The 24,481-nt window shown below is 65.7% G+C and carries 22 protein-coding genes; 8 read left to right on the forward strand and 14 right to left on the reverse strand.

What is annotated here, in order from left to right:
• Positions 1-80: 80 nt before the first annotated feature.
• The gene (locus ACIBW7_RS28495) at positions 81-656 is read right to left on the reverse strand and encodes a DinB family protein (protein WP_397051467.1); all 576 of its coding nucleotides are present in this window, start codon (positions 654-656) and stop codon (positions 81-83) included.
• A gap of 78 nt (positions 657-734) precedes the next feature.
• The gene (locus ACIBW7_RS28500; protein ID WP_397051469.1) at positions 735-1,784 is read right to left on the reverse strand and encodes a phosphotransferase family protein; all 1,050 of its coding nucleotides are present in this window, start codon (positions 1,782-1,784) and stop codon (positions 735-737) included.
• 80 nt (positions 1,785-1,864) lie between these two features.
• Here ACIBW7_RS28500 and pabB point away from each other — a divergent pair, with 80 nt between their 5' ends.
• Positions 1,865-3,949 (forward strand): aminodeoxychorismate synthase component I, encoded by a 2,085-nt coding sequence (pabB, locus tag ACIBW7_RS28505; RefSeq protein ID WP_397051471.1) that lies wholly within the window; start codon positions 1,865-1,867, stop codon positions 3,947-3,949.
• Positions 3,950-3,955: 6 nt separating this feature from the next.
• On the opposite strand, the gene ACIBW7_RS28510 is transcribed toward pabB, so the two are convergent.
• Entirely contained in the window at positions 3,956-4,444 is a 489-nt protein-coding gene (locus ACIBW7_RS28510; protein WP_397051473.1) for a hypothetical protein, read from the reverse strand.
• Between the two features lie 195 nt (positions 4,445-4,639).
• Here ACIBW7_RS28510 and ACIBW7_RS28515 point away from each other — a divergent pair, with 195 nt between their 5' ends.
• Positions 4,640-6,592: a TerD family protein gene (locus ACIBW7_RS28515; RefSeq protein WP_397051475.1), complete on the forward strand. Its 1,953-nt coding sequence runs from the start codon at positions 4,640-4,642 to the stop codon at positions 6,590-6,592.
• Between the two features lie 130 nt (positions 6,593-6,722).
• On the forward strand, positions 6,723-7,487 hold the full coding sequence (locus ACIBW7_RS28520) for an SDR family oxidoreductase (RefSeq protein WP_397051478.1): 765 nt from the start codon (positions 6,723-6,725) through the stop codon (positions 7,485-7,487).
• Here ACIBW7_RS28520 and ACIBW7_RS28525 read toward each other — a convergent pair.
• Both ACIBW7_RS28525 and ACIBW7_RS28530 read right to left on the reverse strand, forming a co-directional pair.
• Positions 7,477-8,202, reverse strand: a complete 726-nt coding sequence (locus ACIBW7_RS28525) for a TetR/AcrR family transcriptional regulator (protein WP_397051480.1) — start codon at positions 8,200-8,202, stop codon at positions 7,477-7,479. The genes ACIBW7_RS28520 and ACIBW7_RS28525 overlap by 11 nt on opposite strands.
• An 8-nt stretch (positions 8,203-8,210) precedes the next feature.
• Positions 8,211-9,440, reverse strand: a complete 1,230-nt coding sequence (locus ACIBW7_RS28530) for a cytochrome P450 (RefSeq protein ID WP_397051674.1) — start codon at positions 9,438-9,440, stop codon at positions 8,211-8,213.
• Between the two features lie 315 nt (positions 9,441-9,755).
• Between ACIBW7_RS28530 and ACIBW7_RS28535 the strand changes: the two genes are divergently transcribed.
• Positions 9,756-10,199 (forward strand): group II truncated hemoglobin, encoded by a 444-nt coding sequence (locus ACIBW7_RS28535; RefSeq protein WP_397051482.1) that lies wholly within the window; start codon positions 9,756-9,758, stop codon positions 10,197-10,199.
• A 7-nt stretch (positions 10,200-10,206) separates the two neighbouring features.
• On the opposite strand, the gene ACIBW7_RS28540 is transcribed toward ACIBW7_RS28535, so the two are convergent.
• The 4 genes from ACIBW7_RS28540 to ACIBW7_RS28555 form a co-directional block, all read right to left on the reverse strand.
• On the reverse strand, positions 10,207-10,917 hold the full coding sequence (locus ACIBW7_RS28540) for a hypothetical protein (protein WP_397051484.1): 711 nt from the start codon (positions 10,915-10,917) through the stop codon (positions 10,207-10,209).
• Between the two features lie 22 nt (positions 10,918-10,939).
• Positions 10,940-12,331 carry a DUF1254 domain-containing protein gene (locus ACIBW7_RS28545; RefSeq protein WP_397051486.1) on the reverse strand — a complete coding sequence of 464 codons (1,392 nt, stop codon included), beginning with the start codon at positions 12,329-12,331 and terminating at the stop codon, positions 10,940-10,942.
• A 9-nt stretch (positions 12,332-12,340) separates the two neighbouring features.
• Complete coding sequence (locus ACIBW7_RS28550; RefSeq protein WP_397051488.1) at positions 12,341-13,741, reverse strand: DUF1254 domain-containing protein; 1,401 nt, start codon at positions 13,739-13,741, stop codon at positions 12,341-12,343.
• A 113-nt stretch (positions 13,742-13,854) separates the two neighbouring features.
• The gene (locus ACIBW7_RS28555) at positions 13,855-14,151 is read right to left on the reverse strand and encodes a hypothetical protein (RefSeq protein WP_397051490.1); all 297 of its coding nucleotides are present in this window, start codon (positions 14,149-14,151) and stop codon (positions 13,855-13,857) included.
• Between the two features lie 157 nt (positions 14,152-14,308).
• Here ACIBW7_RS28555 and ACIBW7_RS28560 point away from each other — a divergent pair, with 157 nt between their 5' ends.
• On the forward strand, positions 14,309-14,584 hold the full coding sequence (locus tag ACIBW7_RS28560; protein WP_397051492.1) for a hypothetical protein: 276 nt from the start codon (positions 14,309-14,311) through the stop codon (positions 14,582-14,584).
• Positions 14,585-14,615: 31 nt separating this feature from the next.
• Here ACIBW7_RS28560 and ACIBW7_RS28565 read toward each other — a convergent pair whose 3' ends face one another.
• The 5 genes from ACIBW7_RS28565 to ACIBW7_RS28585 all read right to left on the reverse strand — a co-directional run bounded on the left by ACIBW7_RS28565 (position 14,616) and on the right by ACIBW7_RS28585 (position 19,990).
• Positions 14,616-15,872, reverse strand: coding sequence for a VWA domain-containing protein (locus ACIBW7_RS28565; protein WP_397051494.1), 1,257 nt, complete (start codon positions 15,870-15,872; stop codon positions 14,616-14,618).
• A 46-nt stretch (positions 15,873-15,918) separates the two neighbouring features.
• Positions 15,919-16,758, reverse strand: a complete 840-nt coding sequence (locus ACIBW7_RS28570; protein WP_397051676.1) for a DUF5995 family protein — start codon at positions 16,756-16,758, stop codon at positions 15,919-15,921.
• A 100-nt stretch (positions 16,759-16,858) separates the two neighbouring features.
• Positions 16,859-17,533 carry a hypothetical protein gene (locus ACIBW7_RS28575; protein ID WP_397051496.1) on the reverse strand — a complete coding sequence of 225 codons (675 nt, stop codon included), beginning with the start codon at positions 17,531-17,533 and terminating at the stop codon, positions 16,859-16,861.
• 120 nt (positions 17,534-17,653) lie between these two features.
• Entirely contained in the window at positions 17,654-19,177 is a 1,524-nt protein-coding gene (gene glpK / locus ACIBW7_RS28580; protein ID WP_397051498.1) for a glycerol kinase GlpK, read from the reverse strand.
• 48 nt (positions 19,178-19,225) lie between these two features.
• Positions 19,226-19,990: an IclR family transcriptional regulator gene (locus ACIBW7_RS28585; RefSeq protein WP_397051500.1), complete on the reverse strand. Its 765-nt coding sequence runs from the start codon at positions 19,988-19,990 to the stop codon at positions 19,226-19,228.
• 308 nt (positions 19,991-20,298) lie between these two features.
• Between ACIBW7_RS28585 and glpK (ACIBW7_RS28590) the strand changes: the two genes are divergently transcribed.
• From glpK (ACIBW7_RS28590) to ACIBW7_RS28600, 3 genes are all read left to right on the forward strand, one after another.
• A complete protein-coding gene (gene glpK, locus ACIBW7_RS28590) occupies positions 20,299-21,768 on the forward strand; it encodes a glycerol kinase GlpK (protein ID WP_397051678.1) in 1,470 nt (489 codons plus the stop codon).
• A 47-nt stretch (positions 21,769-21,815) separates the two neighbouring features.
• Positions 21,816-23,495, forward strand: coding sequence for a glycerol-3-phosphate dehydrogenase (glpD, locus tag ACIBW7_RS28595; RefSeq protein WP_397051502.1), 1,680 nt, complete (start codon positions 21,816-21,818; stop codon positions 23,493-23,495).
• A gap of 131 nt (positions 23,496-23,626) precedes the next feature.
• A complete protein-coding gene (locus ACIBW7_RS28600; RefSeq protein ID WP_397051504.1) occupies positions 23,627-24,403 on the forward strand; it encodes a hypothetical protein in 777 nt (258 codons plus the stop codon).
• The last annotated feature ends 78 nt before the right edge of the window (positions 24,404-24,481 follow it).

A 24,481-nucleotide genomic window follows, 5' to 3' on the forward strand; every position in this document is an offset into this window, starting at 1 on the left:
CGACACGGATTGACAGACCCCCCGAACGAGTTCCAGTTCCATCCGACCGCGAACCCGTCCCGGACCGATATTGCCCGACTTCAGCCCCGCACGTCGTGCACATGGTGGATTACGTCGTGCAGGAAGTAGGCGGCCAGGGATTCGACCGTGAAGACCGAGCCGTCGCTGCGTCGCGCCTGATTGCCGCGGGCGGCTTCAGGGACCGACGCGAAGGCGCGCGCGACGGTCTCCGCCGCGTCGGTCAGCTCCGCGGCAACCTTTCGTGGATCCTGCTTGTCGTATTGATCGGCGATGGCGGTTACGTCCTGATCCCAGTTCGAGAACACCGGGACGCCATCCGCGGAGTCGAGGCCTTCGGCGTCGAACCCGGGAACCCTCGGATCCACCGCCTCGGCGCGGGCCGCGACGGCCGTGCGATAGGTGAAGATTCGGCAGACATCGCGAACGTGAGCGGCATATTCGAGTGCCGACCAGGTGGAGTCGTCCGGGCGGATGGCCACGTCGGGTCGCGCGAGGGTTGCCGAGAGACGGCCCGCGTACTCGCGGGCCAGATCGGGCACCGCCGCGAAGGTGATCGACTCCGGGTCGAATCCACATTCGGGACAGGAGCGTTCGAGGACCCAGGTCCAGTTCTTGACGTCGGGAACGATCGGCATGCGCCCACCCTAGATTGGCCGAATATCGCCAGCGACACATATCCAGCCAGCTATCGGCAAGATCCGGTCAAACGCTTTTCACTCCATCAAGCGATGCGCCCGTTCGAAGAGCTCGAGCGTGATGGCATGCAGGAAGTCACCGACCTGCTTGGGCGCCTTGCCCGCGAATGCGCGAGCATGCGTGCCCTCCAGCACAATTCCCAGCTTGAAGCAGGCGAGCACCGTGTACCAGGTGACATTGCTCAGGTCGCGGTCGGAGAACTTGCCGTAGTGCTCGACCATTTGCTCCGGCGTCGGCAGACCGCCGACGGCGCCCAGCTTGCCGATCAGCGCCGCACCCGTGGTACCCGGCTCCGGACGCGTCGCGATCTGCCAGCCGAGGTCGAGCAGCGGGTCGCCGATGGTCGACATCTCCCAGTCCACCATCGCGGCCACCTCCGGGCCGTCGTAGGAGAACATCATGTTGGCCAGGTGGCAGTCGCCGTGCAGGATGCCGGGCGTCCACTGCGCGGGCCGATGCCGATCCAGCCATTCCCCGACCTGCTGCACTCCCGGAATCTCTGGGCCCGGATACCCCGCATTGGCCGAATAGGATTCGAGTTCGCCGAGCCAGCGCGGCACCTGACGCTCCAGGAAGCCGTCCGGTTTGCCGTAGTCCTGCAGGCCGAGCGCCTGATAGTCGAGCGAGCCGAGGCGGGCGATGGCCTCCACCGCGGACAGGCCCATCTGCCGCCGGATCTCCGGATCGCTCGCGTGCAACTCCGGCAGTTCGTTCTGCGGATTGAATCCGGTGATGGGCTCCATCAGGTAGAACACCGCGCCGAGAACGGATTCGTCCGGGCAGGCGGCGATCACCTTCGGCGCGCGCACGCCGGTTCCGTCCAGCGCGCCGAGCAGCCGGGCCTCGCGACGGATGACGTCATTGCTCTTGGCGCGCAGATGTTTCGGGCCGCGGCGCAGCACGTAGTCCTGACCGCCGCGCGCGAACCGCAGCATGATGTTCTGCGTGCCGCCGCCGAGCGCGGTCACGTCCTCGAACTCACCGGCAGGCAGGCCCTGCTCGTCCATCCATTTACCGACGACGGCAAAGTCGACGACCTCACGATCCACCTCTGACATGTCCCACATTGTGCACCACGCGCCGAACCTAACTGAAGGCATATGACAACAGTTTGCTTCGACCGCCGCGGCGTAGGGTTCGGAGCACGATGCGCACGCTCTTGATCGACAATTACGACTCGTTCACCTACAACCTCTATCAGCTGATCAGCGAGGTGAACGGGGAAGAACCCACGGTCGTGCGCAATGACGAGGTGGACGATATCGCGCGGCTGAGGCTGGAGCGCTTCGACAATGTCGTCATCTCCCCCGGACCGGGTCGCCCCGATGTCGGCCGGGATATCGGCATCTCGGCCGCGGTGATCCGGGAGACCGAACTGCCGCTACTCGGTGTCTGTCTCGGACATCAGGCCATCGTCGTCGCGGCGGACGGCATCGTCACGACCGCGCCCACCGCGCGGCACGGCTATCTCGATCACATCGAGCACGACGGCGACGAACTGTTCGCCGGGCTGCCCGAGGGTTTCACCGCGGTGCGCTACCACTCGCTGTGCGCGCAGCGGCCGTTGCCGGACAGTCTCGAGATCACCGCCGTCGCGGCCGATGGGGTGATCATGGGTGTGCGGCACCGGAGCAGACCGCAGTGGGGGGTGCAGTTCCATCCCGAATCGATTGCCAGCGAGTACGGTGCGGCATTGCTCGGCAATTTCGCGAAACTTACTGCGGGCCAGCGGATTCGGTCGAGCATCAGCGCGCCGTTCGAGAATGCCGAGCCGCTGATGGGTAGACATGAGTTCCGCGAATCCCGACGCTCCTGGCAGCTGCGGCATGCGGTGATCGAGCGGGCGATCGATACCGAGGCCGCGTTCCTGCGCCTATACGGCAACTCCCCCACCGCATTCTGGCTCGACAGCGAACATGTCGAACCGGGACTGGATCGGTTCTCCTTCCTCGGCGATGCGAGCGGGCCGCTGGCCGAGGTGATCCGCTACCGGGTCGGCGAGAACAAGGTGACGGTCGAATCCTCGGACGGGAATCGGCGGACCGTACCGGGCGGAATTCTCGACTATCTCGCCGGGCAGCTGCACCTGAGACATACCGAACTACCTGATCTGCCTTTCGATTTCGCGTGTGGTTACGTCGGATACCTCGGCTATGAGGTGAAGGCCGATTGCGGTGCGAATGCCGCGCATCGCGCCTCGACACCGGACGCACAGTGGATTTTCGCCGATCGGATCGTGGTCGTTGACCACGTCGGCGGGCGCACCCATCTGCTCGCACTCACCGATCCCACGCCGGAAGCCCTTCGGGCGGGCGCGGATTGGTTGCGCGATACCCGCGAAATCCTGGAATCCCTACCGACGTGGGCGAATCCGCCGACACTCGAGGTGCGCTCCGATACCGCCGCCGTCGCACCGCTGTTCACCCGCGGGCGCGAGCGGTATCTCGCCGATATCGCCGTCTGCCAGGAGCGGCTGCATGCGGGCGAGTCCTACGAAATCTGCCTGACCGACACCGCATCCATGGCGGCCGCCGAAGCCGATGGACTCGACTTCTACCACACACTGCGCCGCAGCAATCCCGCGCCGTACGCGGCGTATCTGCGCTTCGACGATCTCGAAATCGCCTGCTCGTCACCGGAACGCTTCCTCAAGGTGGACCGCGCCCGCACCGTGGAGAGCAAGCCGATCAAGGGCACCGCGCCGCGCGGGACCACGGCCGCCGAGGACGAGCGGCTGCGGCGCGAACTGGCCGACAGTCCGAAGACCAGGGCCGAAAATCTGATGATCGTCGACCTGTTGCGCAATGACCTGGGCCGGGTCTGCCAGGTCGGCAGCGTGCACGTGCCGAAATTGATGGCCACCGAGACGTATACGACCATGCACCAACTGGTTTCGACCGTGCGCGGCACGCTGCGGCCGAATGTCGACGTGATCGATTGTCTGCGTGCGTGTTTCCCGGGCGGTTCGATGACCGGGGCGCCCAAGTTGCGGACCATGGAGATCATCGACGAGCTGGAGACCGAAGCGCGCGGCATCTATTCGGGCACCATCGGTTTCCTCGGTCTGGGGGGCACCGCCGACCTCAATATCGTCATCCGCACCGCGGTCCGCCACGACGGCCACTGGCGCATCGGCGCGGGCGGCGCCATCGTCCTCGACTCGGACCCCGAGGACGAGTACCACGAAACCCTGCTCAAGGCCGCCGCCACCCACCGGGCCGCACCCCGCTGAGCCCGGTTACTTGCGGCGGCTACGTTTCGGGGGTTCGGCCGGCGCGGGAGGTTCGGCAGGTTTGCCGGTGATGCGGCCGAGGAGGGATACGCCCGGGAGTTTGGCGAGGGCCATGAAGAGGTCTTCGCCGAGTCCGATCATCGCCTCCAGGCGCGGCAGCAAGCGGTCGTAGGCGGCGAAGGCCGGATCCGCCAGCGCCAGAGTGCGGTCCAGGCGATCGATGGTGGAGTTGAGCCGGTCGATGGCGATCGACAGGCTTTCGATCAGATCCGGCAGCTGAGCCGCCAGCTGAGCCGAGGCCGGTGGCAGGCGCACCGCCGCATCGAAGGCCTGACCGGCGGTGAGTTGTGCGGCATCCAATACTTGACTCGCCGCCGACTGTGCCGCCTCCACCGCCGATTGCGCGGCCGCCAGAACATCGCCGGGACTCGGCACCCGCCCACCCGGCGCCTTCGGAGTCGAGGCCTTCCGGCCCGCACCCTTCGGGGTAGTCATCCCTCCACTCTGCCGCACCAGCAGGCCTATCGAACGGATATCCCGAACCGACCGGTTTGTGTCGCCGACTCCGTCGGCGCGGTCGGGCCGCCATATGCGAGCGTGGTCGCGACGGGCTACCCACTCGCTCGCATCGCCGAAGGTATGGACCGCCGAAGTCGGCGTGTCGGTGGTTCGTGGCATAGTTCGAGCACGATGAAACTCAGTAAAGGGGCCAATGCGGCGGTGCCGACTTCCCTTCTTGCCGTGGTTGTTTCATGGCGGTCGGGGCATGCGGTCGATGCGCACGCGCTGTTGCTGGCGGAGGCGGGGACGGTGCGCACCGATCGGGATCTGGTGTTCTTCAATGCACCCCGACATATGTCGCAGGCAGTGACGCTCGATCAGGAACCCGCACCGGGGACCGCGCGCCTGAGCGTGTCGCTACCGCGCACCGAATCGGATGTGGCGCGGATCGTGGTCGCCGGATCGGTCGACGACGGCACCTTCGGCGATATCGCGGATCTGACCCTCACCATCGAGGCCGCGCACGGGCCGATCGCCCGGTTCGAGATCACCGATCCCGATGCGGTCACCGCAATGATGTTCGGCGAGTTCTACCGCCGTGACGGCCAGTGGCGCTTCCGCGCGATCGGCCAGGGTTGGGACAGTGGGCTCCCCGGCCTCGTCACCGAATTCGGCGTCACCATCGGCGACCCCGCCGAACCGACACCCGATCGGTCGCGCGTGGCGCACGCGAATCGGATACCCACTTTTCCAGTGCAGCAACGTGTCTCGACTGGCACGGCGCCGGCCGGATCACCCGGTCCCCAGCAGCTCGACACTGCGTCCTGGGAGCAGGACGGCACCCGCGCCGACCCGATTGGACAGCACGATCGGCCCGATGCAGCACCGGCCCGATCACGGACGCCCGGCGCATACCGTGCAGATCAGGCTGGGCACCACACCGCCGCCACCGGGCCCCGGGACCGAGCCGACCATCGCACCGACTCGGCCGACGAACGGCCTGCCCGGCCGCGACCAGGCAGGCCGGTCGACCTTCAGCGCCAGCGGCACGAGGTCGAACCGCCGATATCACCACCGCCGAATCCCGAACGCGCGGACTGGCATTCGGATCCCGAGAACCCCTCGAGGCTGCGCTGGTGGGATGGGGCCGAATGGACCAGTGCCACATACGAACGGCGGCTGCCCGGCCCACGCAGCTGTGAGCGGTGCGGAAATCCCCGGCGCCGCAAGCTGTTCGGCGGTCTTGCGCCATGCCAGAGCTGCGAGCAGCAGATCGAGGAATTCCTGACGCACTGGCATACCCAGGCCTGGCGGGCGCTGACCGCAGCCGGACCGCGCGGTGTGGAGTGGGATGCGCTGTGGGCGTCGTTGCGGTATCAGCGAATCGATGAGGGCCTGGGCCGGGCGGCGCTGCGTGATGTGGCGCTCACCTATGTCGAGCGACTGGTCGCCTTCGCATTCGCGGATGGCGAGATCGAGCAGACCGAGTTCGATGCGTTCGAGTACGCGATCGAAGAGTTGGCGCTGAGCGGACCGCTGGTCGAGGATCTGCGCAGGCGGATGTATCGGGGGCACACCCTGTCGCGGTTGCGCGGTGGGGATCTGCCGGTGGTGCGAACGCCCGGCCTGCATCTGGATCCGGAGGAGAAGGTGCACGTGGATCTGCCCGCCGTGCACGTCCGCCTGCTCGCCAAGGGCCCGAAGCTCACCGAAGGCAGGCTGATCGCCAGCAATAAGAAGCTGCGGTTCGTCGGTACCGACACCGGCACCGAATTGCCGTGGAACCGGGTGGTTTCGGTGCATGTCGAGCAGCGTTCGGTGGTTGTCGCGGCAACCTCGTCCCGCGGTGGCGCCACCTTCGATGTCGACGATCCGGATTACGTCGCGGCCGCGCTGGAAGGTGCGCTGCGAGTCGCCAAACGCCTGGTGCTCACGCCCGGCCAGCGCGACACCCGCAGCATCCCGCAGGAGGTCAAGGCCGAGGTGTGGCAACGTGACGGCGGTAAATGCGTCGAATGCGGCGATGGCCACTACCTGGAGTTCGATCACATCATCCCGCTGAGCCGCGGTGGCGCGACGAGTGCGACCAATCTGCAGATCCTCTGCCGCGCCTGCAACCGCGCCAAGGGTGCGCGGATCTGATGCGGATACCGCACGCGATCACGCACCGGAACACCGATGTGGTGAACAATGCATATGCGATGAAGCACGTTGAGCCGTCCGGCGTGTCACCGTAGCGTCCAATACCGAACAGAGCCGTTTGGGAGGATCAATGCAGGTAGCGGTAATCGGCGGAACCGGGGTACTGGGGGCCGCGGTAGTACGAGAGCTGAGTGCGCGCGGACATCGGGTCCGCGTTGTGAGCCGAACCGCTCCGGCGGATCGAACTCTGGACCATCGCTCCGCGGATCTCGCCACCGGCTCCGGCCTGGAATCCGCATTGGACGGCTGCGACACCGTCGTCGACGCGGTGAGCGCCCGCAGCCGGACCCGATCGGTCATGGTGGACGGCGTGCGTCGACTACTGGCTGCCGAAAAGCAGGCGAGTATCGGCCACCACGTCGAAATCTCCATCGTCGGTTGCGATCTCGTCCCCTTCGGCTATTACAACGCGAAGGTGGACCAGGAACAGGTGGTCACCACCGGCGAGATCCCCTGGACGCTGTTGCGCGCCAGCCAATTCCACGAACTCGTCACCGACATCCTGGCCCTGTCGGCGCGCTGGCGGCTCGCACCGCGCTCGACGGCGAAGATACAGCCGATCGACGTCGACGCCGTCGCGACAAGACTCGCCGACGCGGTGGACAACGGCCCGGCCGGACGCATTCCGGATATCGCCGGACCGACCGTGCACACCCTCACCGAACTGGCTGATATCTACCGCGAACACATCGGCCGCAAGCTGCTTCCGCTTCCGGTACCCATCCCGGGCCGCGCCGGACGCGCCCTACGGTCCGGCGCTCTCTGCCTGGACGGACACGGCGACGCAATCGGCATCGGCTACGCCGAATGGCTGTCTCGCCGAATCACTCGCTGATCAACCCGGCCGTGCGCCCCAGATCGGCCAGCATCGCATCGAAGAGGATCTCCGGATTCGACAGCGGGATCGGATAATTCCCGAACACCTCGAGCGTGACATGCCCGTATAGCCGTGCCCAGATCTGGATCATCAGATACGTCACGCCGAGGTCGAGCTTTTCGGCCGGAAATTTCTGCCCGGACTCCGAAAGCGCTGCCAGCAGCTCGGTTTGGAACAGTACGAGGTCATCGCGCAGCTCCGCCGGGATCACATCGGTCGGCGGCGTCACAACATCGTAGGTGGCCAGCAGTCGCCCGGCTGCGGCGAGGAAGATCCGGCCGAACGGTTCGTCGAACCGGCGCAGCATGCGCGCGCGGCCCGCGCCCGGCGAGGCGAACACCAGGGTGAATTCCCTGGTGTGCGCCAGCGCCCAGCGCCGGAATCCCCTGCAGATGGCGAAGAACTGCACCGCGCCGTCGTCGGGCAGCGTGGCGATCTGCTCGGACAGCTCGGCAGCGAGGTCCTCGCAGAACTCCAGGCGCAGACTCTCCAACAGGTCCTCGCGCGAGTTGTAATACCGGTACAGCGCGGGCGCGGTAATGCCGAGTTCGCGCGCGATCGCGCGCAAGGTGACCGCATCGGGACCGTGCTCGACCAGCAGTGCGCGGGCCACCCGGCGGATATCCGCATCCGAGACCACCGGTGCCCGCCCCCGCGGCTTGGAGCTGTTCATAGGGGAATTCAAGCGTATTCGACTTCCCAGCGCTTGATGCCGTTCAACCAACCCGAGCGCAACCGCACCGGATCGGAGACCTGTCGCAGGTTCGGCATCACATCGGCAATGGCGTTGAACATCAGATCGATCTGCAGCCGGGCCAGGTTGGCGCCCACGCAGTAGTGCGTGCCGGTGCCGCCGAAGCCGACGTGCGGGTTGGGGTTGCGCAGCACATCGAAGGTGAACGGGTTCTCGAATCCGTCCTCGTCGAAATTGGCCGAGCTGTAGAACAGCCCGAGGCGCTGTCCCTTCTTGATCTCCTGGCCGCCGACCTCGGTGTCCTGGGTGGCGGTGCGCTGGAAGGCGGTCACCGGGGTGGCCCAGCGCACGATCTCATCGGGCGCGGTGCGCGGGCGCTGCTGCTTGTAGAGCTCCCACTGCTCCGGGTTGTCGACGAAGGCCTTCATGCCGTGGGTGATCGAGTTGCGGGTGGTCTCATTGCCCGCGACCGACAGCAGGATCACGAAGAACGCGAATTCGTCCGAGCCCAGGTTCTCGCCGTTGATATCGGCATTGATCAGCTGGGTGACGATGTCGTCGGCCGGACATTTGCGCCGCTCTTCGGCCATATTCCAGGCGTAGCCCATGACCTCGGCGGTGGCGGTGTGGTGGTTGCCGTCGAACTCTGGATCGTCATAGGAGATCATCTGGTTGGTCCAGTCGAACAGCTTCTTGCGGTCGTCCTGCGGCACTCCGAGCAGTTCGGCGATGGCCTGCAGCGGCAGTTCGCAGGCGACCTGTTCGACGAAGTCGCCGCGCCCGGTCCGCTTGGCCTCGTGCACAATTCGGGCCGCACGCTCGGTGAGCGCCACACGCAAGCTCTCCACCGCGCGCGGGGTGAAACCCTTGGAGATGATGCGGCGGGTCTTGGTGTGCTGCGGCGGATCCTGGTTGAGCATCAGCATATTGCCGAGCATGTCGATCTGCTCGCGAGTGGTTTCCTCGTTGAACCGGATGATCGCGGTGTTCTCGTGTGAGGAGAACACCTCCGGATTCTTCGAGATCTCCTTGATGTGGTCGAGCTTGGAGATGACCCAGTAGCCGCCGTCATCGAAACCGCTGGCCCGCCCGGTCTGCGCGCACCACCAGACCGGGGCGGTCCGGCGCAGCTCGGCGAATTCCTGGATGGGCAAGCGGGTGGACAGCAGGTCTGGGTCGGTGAAGTCGAATCCTGCGGGAATCGACGGCGTGGTCACGGTCACGGCTATCTCCTACCGGTCTGACTTGGGCTGCAGACCTCACGACACTGGGGATGGCAGGCCGGCGGAGCCGGCGGGGCGGGTAAGAACTGTGTGGACACGTTCCGAAGCCGATAAAACCACACAACCCGAGTTTTGTGAATAGTGTTTAGTAAACCCCGTTAACTTCAGCTGCGGTAGCCGTCCAATCAGTTACGATTAATAGCGATTACCTATAAATAGTGACCTTGATCGCTTAACGCGAAACCGTGCACGCAACCGAGCGGACAAGCCTCTAATGGGACCCAACAGGTCACTATTCGGAGGTCCCCCATGCCCAGCCTGTACGAGCACGCCGGTGGCGATGAGGCATTGCATCGCGTCGAAGAAGCCTTCTACGACAAGGTGCTCGCCGATCCGGTGCTGAAAACCCAGTTCACCGAACGCCGCCCGACGCACGTCGACCATCTCACCTGGTTCACCGCCGAATCCTTCGGCGGCCCGGACCGTTTCACCCGCAACCTCGGCTTCGACTACATCATCGCCGTACATCGCGGCCTCGAAATCACCGACGAACAGCGTGAGCGCTTCGCCCAGCTGTATCTGGAGGCGTTCGAGGAGGCGGGGTTATTCGACGATCCCGCCTTCCGTGCCGCGGTACGCGAGCATGCCGAATTCGGTGCCCAAGTGGCACAACAGAATTCGCATGCCGAGTCCGACGACGAACTGCACCCGATCCGCGAGGTGCCGCACTGGACCTGGGACGGCGAGAACTGACCGCCGCCTATCCCGTCATGCGCGCGACCAGAGCCAGTAGCAAGAACGGCACGGTGGCGCTGACATCGGCCGTCTGATCCTCGGGTGTGCCACGAGTATGCGCCGCGACCGCGAAGCTCTCGCCGAACGATGCCGAGGCCACCTCCAGCGGCCCGCTGTCGGACCAGCCCCACTTGCTGCCCTCGACGCCGGGCAACCGCGCGGTCCCCCAGTCCTGTGCGGTGCCGTCGGCAGCCTGTTCGCCCGCCGCGGCCATCCAGCCGAAGATCGGCGACCAGGGTTCGGTTCGCTTCTTGGTCGCCAGGAAGTTGGCCACATCCGCGGTGCTGGTGTACGACATGCCCCAGGCCGGGCCCGATTTGGTAGCGGTCAGGCCGTACTCCGCGGCAATGGCGTCGATCGCCTGCGGATACTTCGCACCGAGTTCGTCGGCCGCGGAGTCGTCGGAATAGCGGATCATCCGCTCCGCCAACGCCATATCCGTCGCCGACCCGTCGCCTCGATGCAGTGCGTAGTCGACCATATAGAGCTTGACCAGTGACAATCCGGTGCGCATCTCGTGTTCGTTGCTGGTGCCCCACTGGACGCCCGGCAGCACCGAACGGAAGGAGAATGCGGTTCGCGACGGCACGCCGTCCTCGTCACCCACCTCGGCGGCGGCAACGGGCGCGGCGAACACCAGCACCACGGCGGCGGCGACCGAGATCGGGAAAGCCAAGCGGCCCATAGTTTCTCGTCTCCTATCGCACTACAGTCAGGACGGGCGGCTGCCAATGCCCGTCGATGGCAATGTCTTTCGGCGCGTACAGCCGCATGGTCAGTGAGAACTGCCCCGACGCCGGGATGGGCAGCCAATTGCCGGCCGGTACGCTCGTACCCGGATCCTCGTGCTGCACAGCGAGTTCGACCGAACCGTCCGAATCGGGGACCACCGGCACCTGATGTCCGATCGCATAGATATTCGCGGTATTCGGCACCAGGTAGCTGTCCGCGTCATAGGCGGTCAGCGACCAGAAGGCATCGACCGGTGGAAGTCGGCCGGGCGGGAAGTGCAGGCGGAACTTTCCGGGTGCGCCGCTGAAGTCCGCATTGCCGAACATGGTCGGGTAGATCGCGTCCTCAGCCAGGTTGGCGCCCAGGCCGACCCACGCGGTATTGGCCCGCAGCGAATAGTCGGTGCCGTAGGCACCGACCTTCGGATTGAAGCGCCATCCGTTCTCGTTCACCGTATTGGGGTCGGCGTAGGCCGGAATTTCCTTCTTCGCATCGTCGGCCGCGGCGGTCAGATCCTCGTCGGAAATGCCCTGGACGCTGCCGCCGGGGCGAATCCCGATGGTGGCGAAGCGTTTCATGGCCGGTTCGTCCTCGGGGCGCGGCGGATTCACCGCCAGCACCGCGCACATCCGCTCGAAGAAGGTCGCCGCATCCATCTCGAGCACCTGCTTCGGCGGCGGCACCGCGGTCGTACCCTTCGGTGTCGGGGCCGATGGTGGCGGCCGGCCCGCCGCCCATGCGCTGAGCGGTGCGAGTTTCAGCTGCTCCTGTAGCGCCGTGACGGCCGGAATATCGTCGGGTCCGTTGACCTGGATGCGACCGAGCAACCACATCGTCGGCGTCGGTACCGACAGCTGGGTCATGTCCTCGGGCACGGCTCCCGACCACTTCGGTCCGGTGACGAGATAGGTGAACGGCGGGCCGCCCGAATTCACCTGTGGCCGAACGCTACTGGGATTGTGCACGGTATTCGTCCAGGCATCGAGCAACTGCATCAGCCAGAAGCGGCCCGGATCCATTGCGGGTACCTGCAAGACGACCGGCTCGGCCGAGACATCGAGCCATGCGGCCGAATACAGGGTGTCCAGATTCAGCCGCACCACATCGCGGCGCTCCGGTGTCGGCAGCGCCCCGGCGTGCTGGAAGGTATTGACCGGGGTTACCGCCTCGGCCGCAGCCCTGGTGAGGTCCATCAGCACCAGCGGATACCCGAAGACGTAGGCATCCTTGGCGATGTCGCGCGCCTCATCGGATGCCACGGTCGAACTCGACGGCGTGTTGTCCGAGGATTTCCCACAGGCGGCCAGTCCGACACCAGTCACGGCGAGCCCGAGTGCGGTTCTGCGCGAGACGTCCATACATCTCCTTCATCCGACTCGGTCCAGACTCGGCGGTTGCCAGCGGCCGTTGAGCGCCCGCTCCTCGGGCACATACAGGCGAAGCGCGAGCCGGAAGGTGCCGGTCTCCGGTATCGGCAACCAATTGCCGGATGGCACATCACTTCCCGGGTCCGCCGCCTGGATGGCGAGTTCCAGCGAGCCGTCGGCCAGCGGTACGACGGGACGCTGATGACCGACCGAGAAGATGCCCGCCGGGTTCGGCACCAGAAAGCGCTCCGCGGTGTAGGCGGTCAGCGACCAGAAGGCCCGCGCGGGCGGAGTCTGGCCAGCGGGGAAATGCAGCCGGTACGAGCGCGGCGCACCCTGCTCCCCCGCATTCGCGCTGATCTCCGGATAGACGGTGTCTTCCGGCAGATTCGCACCGAGTGCGGTCCACGCAGTCGAGGCACGCAGTGAGTAATCGGTGCCGTAGGCGCCGAGGTTCGTCGCGAAACCCCAGCCGTTCTCACGTCTGGCTTTGGGATTGGCGTAGTCCGGGATGCGCATCTGGCCCGCCGCCACCGCGGCGTTGAGATCGGCGACCGGCGCACCGTCCAGCGTGCCGCCCGGCCGGATGCCGATCTTCGAAAACCGCTGCAGCGCGGGAGCATCGTCGCGGGCGGGCGGGTTGGTGAGCATGAGTGTGCAGAGCCGGTCGAAGAAGGTGCGCCCGTCCATCCGCGCAACCTGCTGCGGGGGTGCGATCGGGGCGGTCGTAACGGGATTGATCACCGGGGTCGGCCGTTCACCGCGCAACCAGGCGCTCAACGGTGCGAGCAGCACCTGCTGCTGCACGCTCTCGGCGGCGTCGAAATCGTCCTGACCGCGCAGCTCGATGCGACCGATCAGCCAAGCGGTCGCGGTGGGCATCGCCAACCTGGTCAGGTTATCCGGCAGCGCACCGGACCAATTGGGGCCGGTGATCACGTAGCCGTACGGCGGGTCCTGACCGGCGCGCACCCGTGGTGCGACACTGCTGGGATTGTGGGTGGTATTGGTCCAGGCGTCCATGATCTGCATGAGCCAGTACCGGTCGCCGTCCATCGGCGGAACCTGCAGCACCACCGGTTCGGCACCAACGTCGAGCCAGGCTGTGGCATAAAGGGTGTCGATATTCGGCATGACCACCGTATTCATCCCGGGATCCACCGGGCTGACGGCCCAGATCCGATTGGCGGGTACGGCGGCGGTATTCGACTGCAGCGTGACATCCATCAGCACCAGCGGATATCCATAGATATAGGCGTCGGTCGCGATCGAACGCGGATCACTCGGCGGCACACTGCCGGAACTCGCCACATTATCGGAATCCGTCGATTTGCCGCACGCGACCAGGCCCGCGCCCGTAACGGCACCGGCCAGCAGCATTGATCGCCGCGACATACTCATGCCTTCTCCCTACTTTCCCGATCAGGTCGGACAACTTCGAGAGAGATCAGCCGGAGTATAGCCACATATTTGCCGTAATTCGGGCAAGCGGCGATGCGGCCGGGTTTTCGGGGTCAGCCGGTGCCGAGAATCGAATTCATAATCGTACCCGCACTGGTGGCAACGACACCGCCGATCATGGCTCCCGCCACCATCTTCGGCGATTGCATCGCACCGCCGTTCCATTTCTCCCAGGCGAACCGGCCGCCCGCATAGATGATGCTGATTATTCCGGACAGCAGGGCAAACCAGGTCAGATAGCGCACCATCTGCAGCAGCTTGTCCGATAGCGGCGGAGCTTGCGGCGTCGGATTCTGGATCTGCGCCAACGTCGCATAGGCATCGCCGATCGACATCAGATAGATGTTCATCGTCTACTCCTCGACTATCACGCCCTTTCCATGATCCGCACAACGAGTGGTCTCGCAACCGTGCAGGCATCGTGACTGCACGGTCGCCTAGAAACCGATACCATCGCTCGGAGAGCTCGTTAACCCCCTGTCCCGCATCCAGAATGAGCAACACGAGATGATCCTGGCCACCGTTTACGACACTTGGGCGCAGATCGGCAATCCCACCCCCGAGGCCCCTCCGGTGTCCGACAAGATTCTTCAACTGGTCCGCTACTTCACCTGGTTCGTGCTGCTCGCCGGCATTTGCGCCATCATCTACGCAGGTGGTCGCTTCGCCTGGGAGAAGTGGAGCGGCGGCGGTCTGGAATCCCCGAAGATGGTGGCCGGAGCCATGATCGGCGGTGTCATCGCCACCAGTGCGGGCACCATCATGAACGCCGTCATCGGCTGAGTCCGCGACTTCGACTGCGGACCGGCACGATTCAGCGCAGGATCCCCGCTCGGCCGGCCGCACGCAGCCAGTCCGGGAATTCGCCCAGCAACCTGGCATACAACTGCGCGTCGTCCACAAGGTCTATGTCGTCGAGGGCGAAGAAGCCCGCGTTGTCCACGACTCGATCCGGCATTTCGTCGAGGGTGCGCAGCAGACCGTAGTTGGCCCGGCCGAGGCCGACGAACTGCCAGAAGGCCGGCAGTCGGGACGCATCGCGCATGAGCGCGGCGATCTCGCGCTTCTTCGCGAAGCCGCCGTCGGTGAAGAACAGCACCAGGGTCGGCGCATCTCCGGGCCGCAGCGAGGCGATGATGTCGCGCATGATCGGCAGTTCGTCATTGCGACCGCCGATCCTGGCGTAGTCGATGCCCTGGTGAGTGCCGGTGAGGTGCAAGAAGGTCTGAGCCCATGCCTCGCCGTGCTCGACGGTGATATCGGGCAGTTTCGCGAAGGACAGCGCGTAGAGGTAGGCCTCCAGCGTGCCGTCCTCGTCGAGTTGGGTCGCCACCGGGATCATCCGCTGCACAACGCGGTGCACGACCTGTTTGCTGTATTGCCTGCTCATGCTGAGGGTTTTGTCGATGACCAGGATGACGCGGGCGCGAATTCCGAAGGCGTTCTTGTTGATCAGGACCTTGGCGACTTCGCGTTTGCGCAGGTCGAGTTCGGCGCGCTTCTCGAAGGAGAGTGCGGCTTCACCGGGGACGGTGCGAACCTCCGGAGTGGCGGGAGGAGTGACCGGCGCGGGCTCGTCGTCGACGCTTACCCCGTGATCGGTGACCAGCGCGGCGAACCCGCCCGCATAACCCTGCCCGACCGCGCGGACCTTCCACTCGGAATTACGCCGATACAATTCCAGTGCGATGACGACGGACTCGCTGTCGAGTCCATCGATTACATACTCGTAGAGCGCATTTCCTGGTCCGTCGGCAACGGTGGCAATCGGCGGCGCGAATTGCCCGAAAGTTGCCCCAGATTCGTCCAAAGTGATTACAACACGTATCTGGGCGATATCGGCAGGGATATGGGCCGTGGAAACGACCAGCGCCGCAGGCGTTCCCGGCCGCAACTCGACGCCGGACGCATGCGGCTGATTGAAGAAGACGAAATCGGCGTCGGTGCGAACGCGGCCCGCTTCGGTCACCAATAATGCCGAGACATCGGCCGGGGCGATGGATCGCACCGAGACAACCACATTCGACGCCGCGAGCGGGCCGTTCTGCCCCTTGACGAGTGATATGCCCACCGCGACTCCCTGCCGTACCCGATCGAACCTGTACAGACTAGGCGTCTCACAGCCCCCTGAGCAGTGTCAACACATCCAATGCCGTTTCGACGGAATCGCTGAGCAGCCGGATCTCCGCCGCGGTCGCGTCGTGCAGTCCGGGATCCGCCAGCGCCAGGCCATTGCCGTAGATCACCACGTTGTATCCGAGATCGGCGGCCCGCAGCAGCGGACCGGTCGCCACGCCCGCACCGAGCAGCAGGTCCAGACCCTCGCCGACGAAATAGAACCGCCACAGCGGACCGAGATCGCCGTTATAGATCTCCTTGGTCCGATCGATGATCACCTGACCGGAGGCGGCGATCGCGTCGACGATCTTGAAGTAGTCGGGCGCGTTCTCCGGCTTACTCGCAACCGTCGCTACGGAATGCGTGAGATCCACGCTCAAATGCGCGTTGTAGCCCGCCATGGCGACGCGGGCGGGCGATACCTCACACCGGCGAGCGAGCTCGAAATACCGCGCCCAGTGCGGCTCGACCGGCGCGCCGGTGAAGGCCGCGTGCACATTGACCAGGAACCGCCGCAGCAATTCCAGGCTGATCGCATGCGCGTACTCCGGATCCACGAACGCGCCGGGATCGCGCTGCAACGGCATTACCGCCGACTGCTCCACACCGTCGAGCCCGAGCGAAAACAGCCCGCGCCGATCCCGGTGCGCGACCAGGATATCGGTGATCTCGTGGTGGCGCGCCACCGCGGTCTCCAAGCGCTGCAACGGATCTCCGGTCAGCGTGCTGGTATCGGAGAGTCGCGCGATGGTGTCCAGTTCGTCCGTCGACAGTGGCGTGCCGCACAGCGCCGGATCAACCGGCTCCGCGACGGCCACCGGCGTCAGTCCGACGGCCATCGCGATTACCGCGGTGATCAGTCCGAGGACCGCCGTTCGCAGGGAAGCTAGCACCGGCGAAGTCTAAAGCGCGATTCAGGTTTTCGCCGAACGTGACACGTCAGCCCACGAATTCGCGGTCACCGTAGTGGACGGTATCCGGATTCCACGTGCCTCCGATGCTGGTGACGAATCGCTGGGTCAGCGTGAAATCCGCGAGGTCGGCGACCAGGATGAGACTGCCGGATTCGGTGACGGACCCGCCGACCAGATGCTCGCGCGCCTCTCGATCGGCGACGAGCGCGTCACGGAACCGGCGCACATCGACACCGGCGACCTCGACCGTGAAGGCGTCGACCTCCGACGCGGTATTCGGCAGGTGGCGGAAGGTCAGCACCGACTCCTGAGCGAATCGAGTCCGCACCTGATCGCCGATGCGATGCAAATCGGCGGCATCGACACAGGCGAGATGGAATTCGCGCGAACGCTCATAGGTCGCATGCTGCCGCTCATCCGACCAGAACACCCCACTGACCAAGGTGGACCCCACCGGCAGCCCGACATTCCCGAGCGCGATCCCGTCGACCTGAAGTTCGAACGCCGCCAACCCATTCCGCAACCGCTGGTCATCCGGATCGGTGATCGTCGCCGTGTTGTCGGTCGCGAACAGTTCCGCAGTGGGCTGCAATGGATTGCCCACCGCACACGCATTCGGCGCCGCCTGCGCCGGTCCCCCGACCAGCACGGTACCGAGGAGCAAGGCAACCACAACGCCGACAACGCGTGACACGATCATCTGGATCCTCTCCGTCACCGATGAGCCCCGATGGCCACCCACACCTTGGGCGCGGCTTTTTCGAATTCCCCGCCATGCTGTTCATTCTGCATGAGGACGGCGCGCTGCGAGACCTGCAATTCAGCGGGCGGGACCCGGCGCGCGCTTCGAGCGAGACCAGCCGAAGGTCAGGGCTACGGCACGTTTCCAGTTGTCGTACTCGTCTGCGCGGTGGGTGGGGTCCATTTGGGGGATCCATTGTCCGGCCAGGCGCCAGTTGCTGCGCAGTCCTTCGAGGTCGGGCCAGTAGCCGACGGCCAGACCGGCGGCGTAAGCGGCTCCGAGAGAGACGGTTTCGGCTACGAAGGGGCGCATGACAGGGATGTCGAGGACGTCGGCGACGATCTGCATGAGCAGGTTGTCGGAGGTCATACCGCCGTCGACGCGTAGGGTGCGGGCCTGGAGACCGGAGTCGGCGTTCATGGCGTCGACGACTTCGCGGGTCTGCCATGCGGTCGCCTCCAGGACGGCGCGGGCGAGGTGGCCCTTGTTGATGTATGAGGTCAGGCCGATGACGAGACCCCTTGCGTCACTGCGCCAATGCGGCGCATACAGGCCGGAGAACGCGGGCACGATATAGCAGCCGCCATTGTCTTCGACTGTGCGAGCGAGGGTTTCGATCTCGGGTGCACTCGACACCAGACCGATGTTGTCGCGCACCCACTGCACCAGCGAGCCGGTGACCGCGATCGGCCCCTCCAACGCGTATACCGGTTCGGGCTCGATCTGATAGCCGATGGTGGTGAGCAGACCGTGCGAGGACTGCACCAGCTCACGTCCGGTATTCATCATCAGGAAGCCGCCCGTGCCGTAGGTGCATTTGGTTTCCCCACGGGCGAAACAGGTTTGGCCGAACAGTGCGGCGTGCTGGTCGCCGAGCGCGGCGGCGATCCGGATGCCTGGCACCACTCGGCTGGTCGTCCCATAGGATGCGGTCGACGGCTGAATGCTCGGCAGCATCGCGGCCGGAATTCCGAAGAACTCCAACAGTTCTCGATCCCAGGCGAGCGAGGCGATATTCATCAACAGCGTGCGACTGGCATTGGTGACATCGGTGCGATGCACACCGCCGTCCGGTCCACCGGTGAGATTCCAGATCAGCCAGGTCTCCATGGTGCCGAACAGCACTTCCCCGCGCTCGGCCCGATCTCGCAGTCCGGGAATGGTATCCAACAGCCAGCGCAGCCGCGGCGCGGCGAAATAGCCGGCCAGCGGCAGACCACACAGTTCGCGAATTCGTTCCGCACCAGGCCTGCTCTCGAATTCGCGCACCAGTTCATCGGTGCGCACGTCCTGCCAGACGACCGCCCGCCGGATCGGCACACCGGTATGGCGATCCCACACCACTGTGGTCTCGCGCTGGTTCGCGATGCCAAGGGCCACAACCTGTTCCGCCGCGATACCGGAATCCCGCAGCGCGTGCGGCACGATCCGCTCGACATTGCGCCAGATCTCCAGCGCATCCTGTTCGACCCAGCCGGGCCGCGGATAGTGCTGCTGATGTTCACGCTGCGCGACGCCGACCAGGCGTGCGCGCTGATCGAACAGGATGCACCTGGTGGAGGTGGTGCCCTGATCGATCGCCAGCACATAGCGTTGCACCATCGGCTACTTCCTGTCGGATGAGAATTGGTGCCACATGACGTACGAAACTCATTGTCCGGCACCGAGATCCCGCGATACCGCATGCGCGGCATCACGGACGTGCCCGACCAGCGTCGGCCGGTGCCGCAGTTGCGGATCGCAGAGCCGGTCGACCGGGCCGCTGATCCCGATCGCACCGACCACGAGTCCACCGTGTGTCCGGATCGGCGCGGCTATACCGGCCACCCCGGACCGGAATTCCTCGGTCTCCCCGGCCCATCCGGCCTGCCGGACCGCGGCAAGCGCCCGGGTGAGCGCCGCCCGATCGACAATGGTGCGCCGTGTGAGCGGCGCCAATTCACCACCGCGAACAGCGACGGCCAGCTCGGCGTCATAGGCGAGCAGCACCTTGCCGAGCGCGGTCGCATGCGCCGGTAGCAATTCGCCGACCTCGAGCGCCTGTTCGGAGTTGTCCGGCCGGAAGACGTGGTGCACGACCAGCACGCTTTCGTCCGCCGCGGCACCGATTCGCACCGACTCCCCTGTCCGCGCGGCCAGGGCATCGGCCCAGTTGATCGCCCGCGAGCGCAGTTCGTTGTTGTCGAGATAACTTGTCCCGAGATGCAGTACGGCCGCGCCGAGCTGATACTTGCCACTGGCCTGATCCTGTTCGACGAATCCCACGCCCTGCAATGTGCGCAGGATGCCGTGCGCGGTCGGCTTGGCCAGCCCGAGCGCACCCGCGATTTCGCCGACCCCGAGGCGGCCGGAACCCCGAGCGAGCAGCTGTAGGACGGCCGCCGCTCGTTCGATCGATTGGATCGGACCGGGCATACGCCGAAACCTATCCCGCCGATTCGACAATGTCGAACACGCACCGACGGACCACCAACACCCACACAACGCGATGTGACCTGCACCATAGCGACCTTCACGGTCGCTGGACAGTAGTGAGGTCGCTCGGCGATGGCGATCGCAACCGTTCGGCATTGTCGAACGCACGCTATGTCCGTTTCGGCAATCCGGTCGTAGCGTCGGCCCCAACGGCCGCAACCGCGGCAGTCTTTGCAGACGGAGGCTCAACGGTGAACTTCGACTCGTACGTCGGCGCCATCGATCAGGGCACCACGAGCACCCGTTTCATGGTGTTCGACCACGGTGGCAACGAGATCGCCCGGCACCAGCTCGAGCACGAGCAGATCCTGCCGCGCGCCGGGTGGGTGGAGCACAACCCGACCGAGATCTGGGAGCGCACCCGTTCGGTCATCGTGTCCACCCTGAACAAGGCGAATCTCGTCGCGAGCGATCTGGCCGCGGTCGGTGTGACAAATCAGCGCGAAACCACCGTGGTGTGGAATCGCCGGACCGGGCGGCCGTATTGCAACGCCATCGTCTGGCAGGACACCCGCACCGACAAGATCGCGGCCGAGTTGGAACGCGCCGGCCACGGCGAAATCATCCGCCGCAAAGCGGGTTTGCCGCCCGCCACCTACTTCTCCGGCGGCAAGCTGCGCTGGATCCTGGAAAATGTGCCCGGCGTCGCCGCCGATGCGGACAGGGGCGAGGCCGTCTTCGGCACCACCGACACCTGGCTGCTGTGGAATCTCACCGGCGGCATCGACGGCGGCGTGCACGTCACCGATCCGACCAATGCCAGCCGCACCATGCTGATGGATCTGGAGACCTGCGACTGGGACGACGAACTGTTGTCCCTCTTCGGAATTCCGCGCGCCATGCTGCCCGCCATCGCGCCCTCGTCGAATCCGGAACTATTCGGCAGGACCCGCGCCGACGGACCGTTCGGCGGCGAGGTGCCGCTGGCGGGTGTGCTCGGCGATCAGCAGGCGGCCACCGTCGGTCAGGTGTGCTTCCGCCCCGGCGAGGCCAAGAACACCTACGGCACCGGAAACTTCCTGCTGCTCAATACCGGAACCGAACTCGTGCGCTCCCAGCACGGGTTGCTCACCACCATCGCCTACCAGTTCGGCGCCGAGAAGCCGGTGTACGCGCTGGAGGGTTCGATCGCGGTCACCGGCTCGGCCGTGCAGTGGTTGCGCGATCAGCTCGGCATCATTTCCGGTGCGGCACAAAGCGAATCGCTGGCGCGGCAGGCCGAGGACAACGGCGGGGTGTACTTCGTGCCCGCATTCTCCGGCCTGTTCGCACCGTATTGGCGATCGGACGCGCGCGGTGTGATCGTCGGGCTGTCGCGGTACAGCACCAATGCCCATCTCGCACGGGCCACGCTGGAATCGATCTGCTATCAGACCCGTGATGTCGTCGAGGCCATGGAGGCCGATTCCGGTGTGCGATTGGACACTTTGCGCGTGGACGGTGGCGTCACGGCCAACGAACTGTGCATGCAGTTGCAGGCCGACTTCCTCGATGTGCCGGTCTCGCGGCCGGTGGTCGCGGAGACCACCGCACTCGGCGCGGCCTATGCGGCCGGGCTGGCAGTCGGATTCTGGAGCGACACCGACGAACTCGTACACAACTGGCACGAGGACAAGCGCTGGACCCCCACTTGGACCGCGGAGCAGCGCGAACGCGGTTACGCACGTTGGCAGAAGGCGGTCTCGCGCACGCTCGACTGGATCGACGTCGACGACTGACCACCCCATCTCGAAGACGCAGTAGCACCGAAACAAGGAGACATACCGTGTCCGCACGTTTGGACTCGAACTACCGCGCCAATGCATTGCACACATTGGGCGACAATGAAATCGACGTACTGGTTATCGGCGGCGGCGTAGTCGGCGCCGGTGCCGCCCTCGATGCCGCCGCCCGCGGCCTGACCGTAACCCTGGTCGAGGCAAGGGATTTCGCGGCGGGCACGTCGAGCCGGTCCAGCAAGCTCATCCACGGCGGCCTGCGCTATCTGGAGCAGCTCGACTTCTGGCTGGTGCGCGAGGCTTTGAAGGAGCGCGGCCTGCTGCTGCACCGGCTCGCCCCGCATCTGGTGCGCCCGGTGTCGTTCCTGCTGCCGCTGCAGCACCGGGTCTGGGAGCGCGCCTACATCGGCGCGGGCGTCGCGCTGTACGACACCATCGGCGGGGCCAGGGCGCTGCCCATGCACCGGCACCTGTCGCACACGCGCGCAATGGAATTGGCGCCCGCACTGCGCGACGACGCGATGATCGGCGCGATCCGCTACTTCGACGCACAGGTCGACGACGCGCGCCACACCATGACCATCGCCCGCACCGCCGCCCAGCACGGCGCGACGGTACTCACCCGCACCAAGGTCACCGGACTGTTGCGCGACGGCGAGCGGGTGATCGGCGCGCACGTCACCGATGTGGAGACCGGTCGCGAATACACCGTGCGTGCCCGCCGGGTGATCAGCGCGACCGGCGTCTGGACCGACGAGATGAACAAGATGACCGACGTGGAATTCCCTTTCCACGTGCGCATGTCGAAGGGCGTGCACATCCTGGTCCCGCGCGAGCGGCTCGACCTGGATACCGGTCTGATCATGCGGACCGAGAAGAGTGTGCTGTTCGTGATCCCGTGGGCCCGGCACTGGATCATCGGCACCACCGATACCGATTGGGCGCTGGACAAGAACCATCCGGTGGCCAGCGATGCCGATGTGCAGTACATCCTCGATCACACGAACGCGGTGCTGCGAGAGCCGTTGACCCGCAACGATATTGTCGGCACCTACGCGGGTCTGCGCCCGCTGCTGTCGGGCACGTCCGCCGATACCGCGACGCTCTCGCGGGAACACGCTGTCGCGGAACCGGTTCCGGGTCTGTTCGTGATCGCGGGCGGTAAGTACACCACCTACCGCGTGATGGCGGCCGATGTGGTGGACGCGGCCGTCGAGGGGCTCGGTCGCGCGGCCGCACCGTCGGTGACCGAACATCTGCCGCTGCTCGGTGCAGTCGGCTACCAGGAACTGGCCGCCGATGTGAACAGCGTCGCGCAGCGGGCCGGTCTGCCCGTCGCTACTGTCGAGCACCTGCTCGGTCGCTATGGTTCGGGCGTCGCCGAGCTGTTCGATCTGATCGCGGCCGAACCGGAGTTGGCCGAGCCGCTCCCCGGTGCCGGTGAGTACCTCGGTGCCGAGATCGTCTACGCGGTGACCCATGAGGGCGCACTGCATCTCGACGATGTTCTCACCCGACGCACCCGCATCTCGATCGAAACCGCCGACCGCGGCCTGACCGCCGCACCCGCGGTGGCCTTCCTCATGGGCGCGCGACTCGGCTGGGACGCGGCGACCACGGATCGCGAAATCACCCGCTACCGCGAGCGAGTCGAGGCCGAACTCGCGGCCAACAAGGCCACTGACGACGAGTCGGCCAACGCGGCCCGCTTGGTCGCCGTGGCCTGATCCGAGTCGATTCGGCCCGGTGCGGGGCGTCCGCACCGGGCCGAATCGGCTCGACAAAAATGGGTTCATCCGAAAGGCGGGCGGTTCCGAATGTAGGTAAGTAATCATCGATGTTCGGAATGAGGTAATCCATGGGTAAACATCGACCCACACATCCGGTTCGTCTCATCCGTCGACGGACAGCCGCACTGGTTTTGGCCAGTGCGCTTCCCCTGTCCGCCGCCCTGATCAGCACCACACCCGCTAGCGCCGAGTCGCAACCACTCGGCACCGCGACGCTCTCGGAGACTCCGTACGGACTGGCGCTCATCGCCGATCCATCGGCTCCGGTCGACGACCCCGCCGCCTTCGCGACCTTGCCGCTGCGCGACGCCACCGCACCGGTGGCCGAGCCGGACGCCACGGTGCCGGACATTCCGAACGCGGCACAGCCGGACCAAGTCCCGCAGGCGCCCGTTGTCACCAATCGCATCCGCATCGGCAATATCCAGGTCGATCGCCCGGACTTTCTGCCGCCCGAACTGGCCGACCAGATCAACGGCGGCTCCACGGCTACCGAAGGCGCACTGTCCCAAGGCCTTCAGTCGGTGGGCGTCGAACGCGCTCGTTCCGACCAAATCGCCAGTGCTGTCGTAGGTGACGCGGTCGTAGGCGCGTCAGTGGGCTCCACCCTGGCGAGCCCGCTAGCCGCCACCAGTGCCGTCGTCGGCGCGGCCGCAGGTCTCATCGCCGGGATCCCATTCCTCCCGGCGGGCTTGGTCGTCGTCCCCATCATCGGCGCGGCCATCGGCTACGCGGTGATCGCCATCCCGGCCGCCGCGGCCGGCGCCGCCGCCGGCGCGGCCGTCGGAGTTGTCCACGGTGCCGTCACCCCGATACCAACCGAGGAACAACCGACGATCTCATAACGCCCGTCGTGCGGCGACGGTCGAATATGACCGTTGCCGCAGCTACTCGGATCGATCGAGTCGGGGTGCCGCTGTGCG

It is taken from the genome of Nocardia sp. NPDC049526, assembly GCF_044465765.1.
In the GTDB taxonomy this organism is placed as follows: domain Bacteria; phylum Actinomycetota; class Actinomycetes; order Mycobacteriales; family Mycobacteriaceae; genus Nocardia.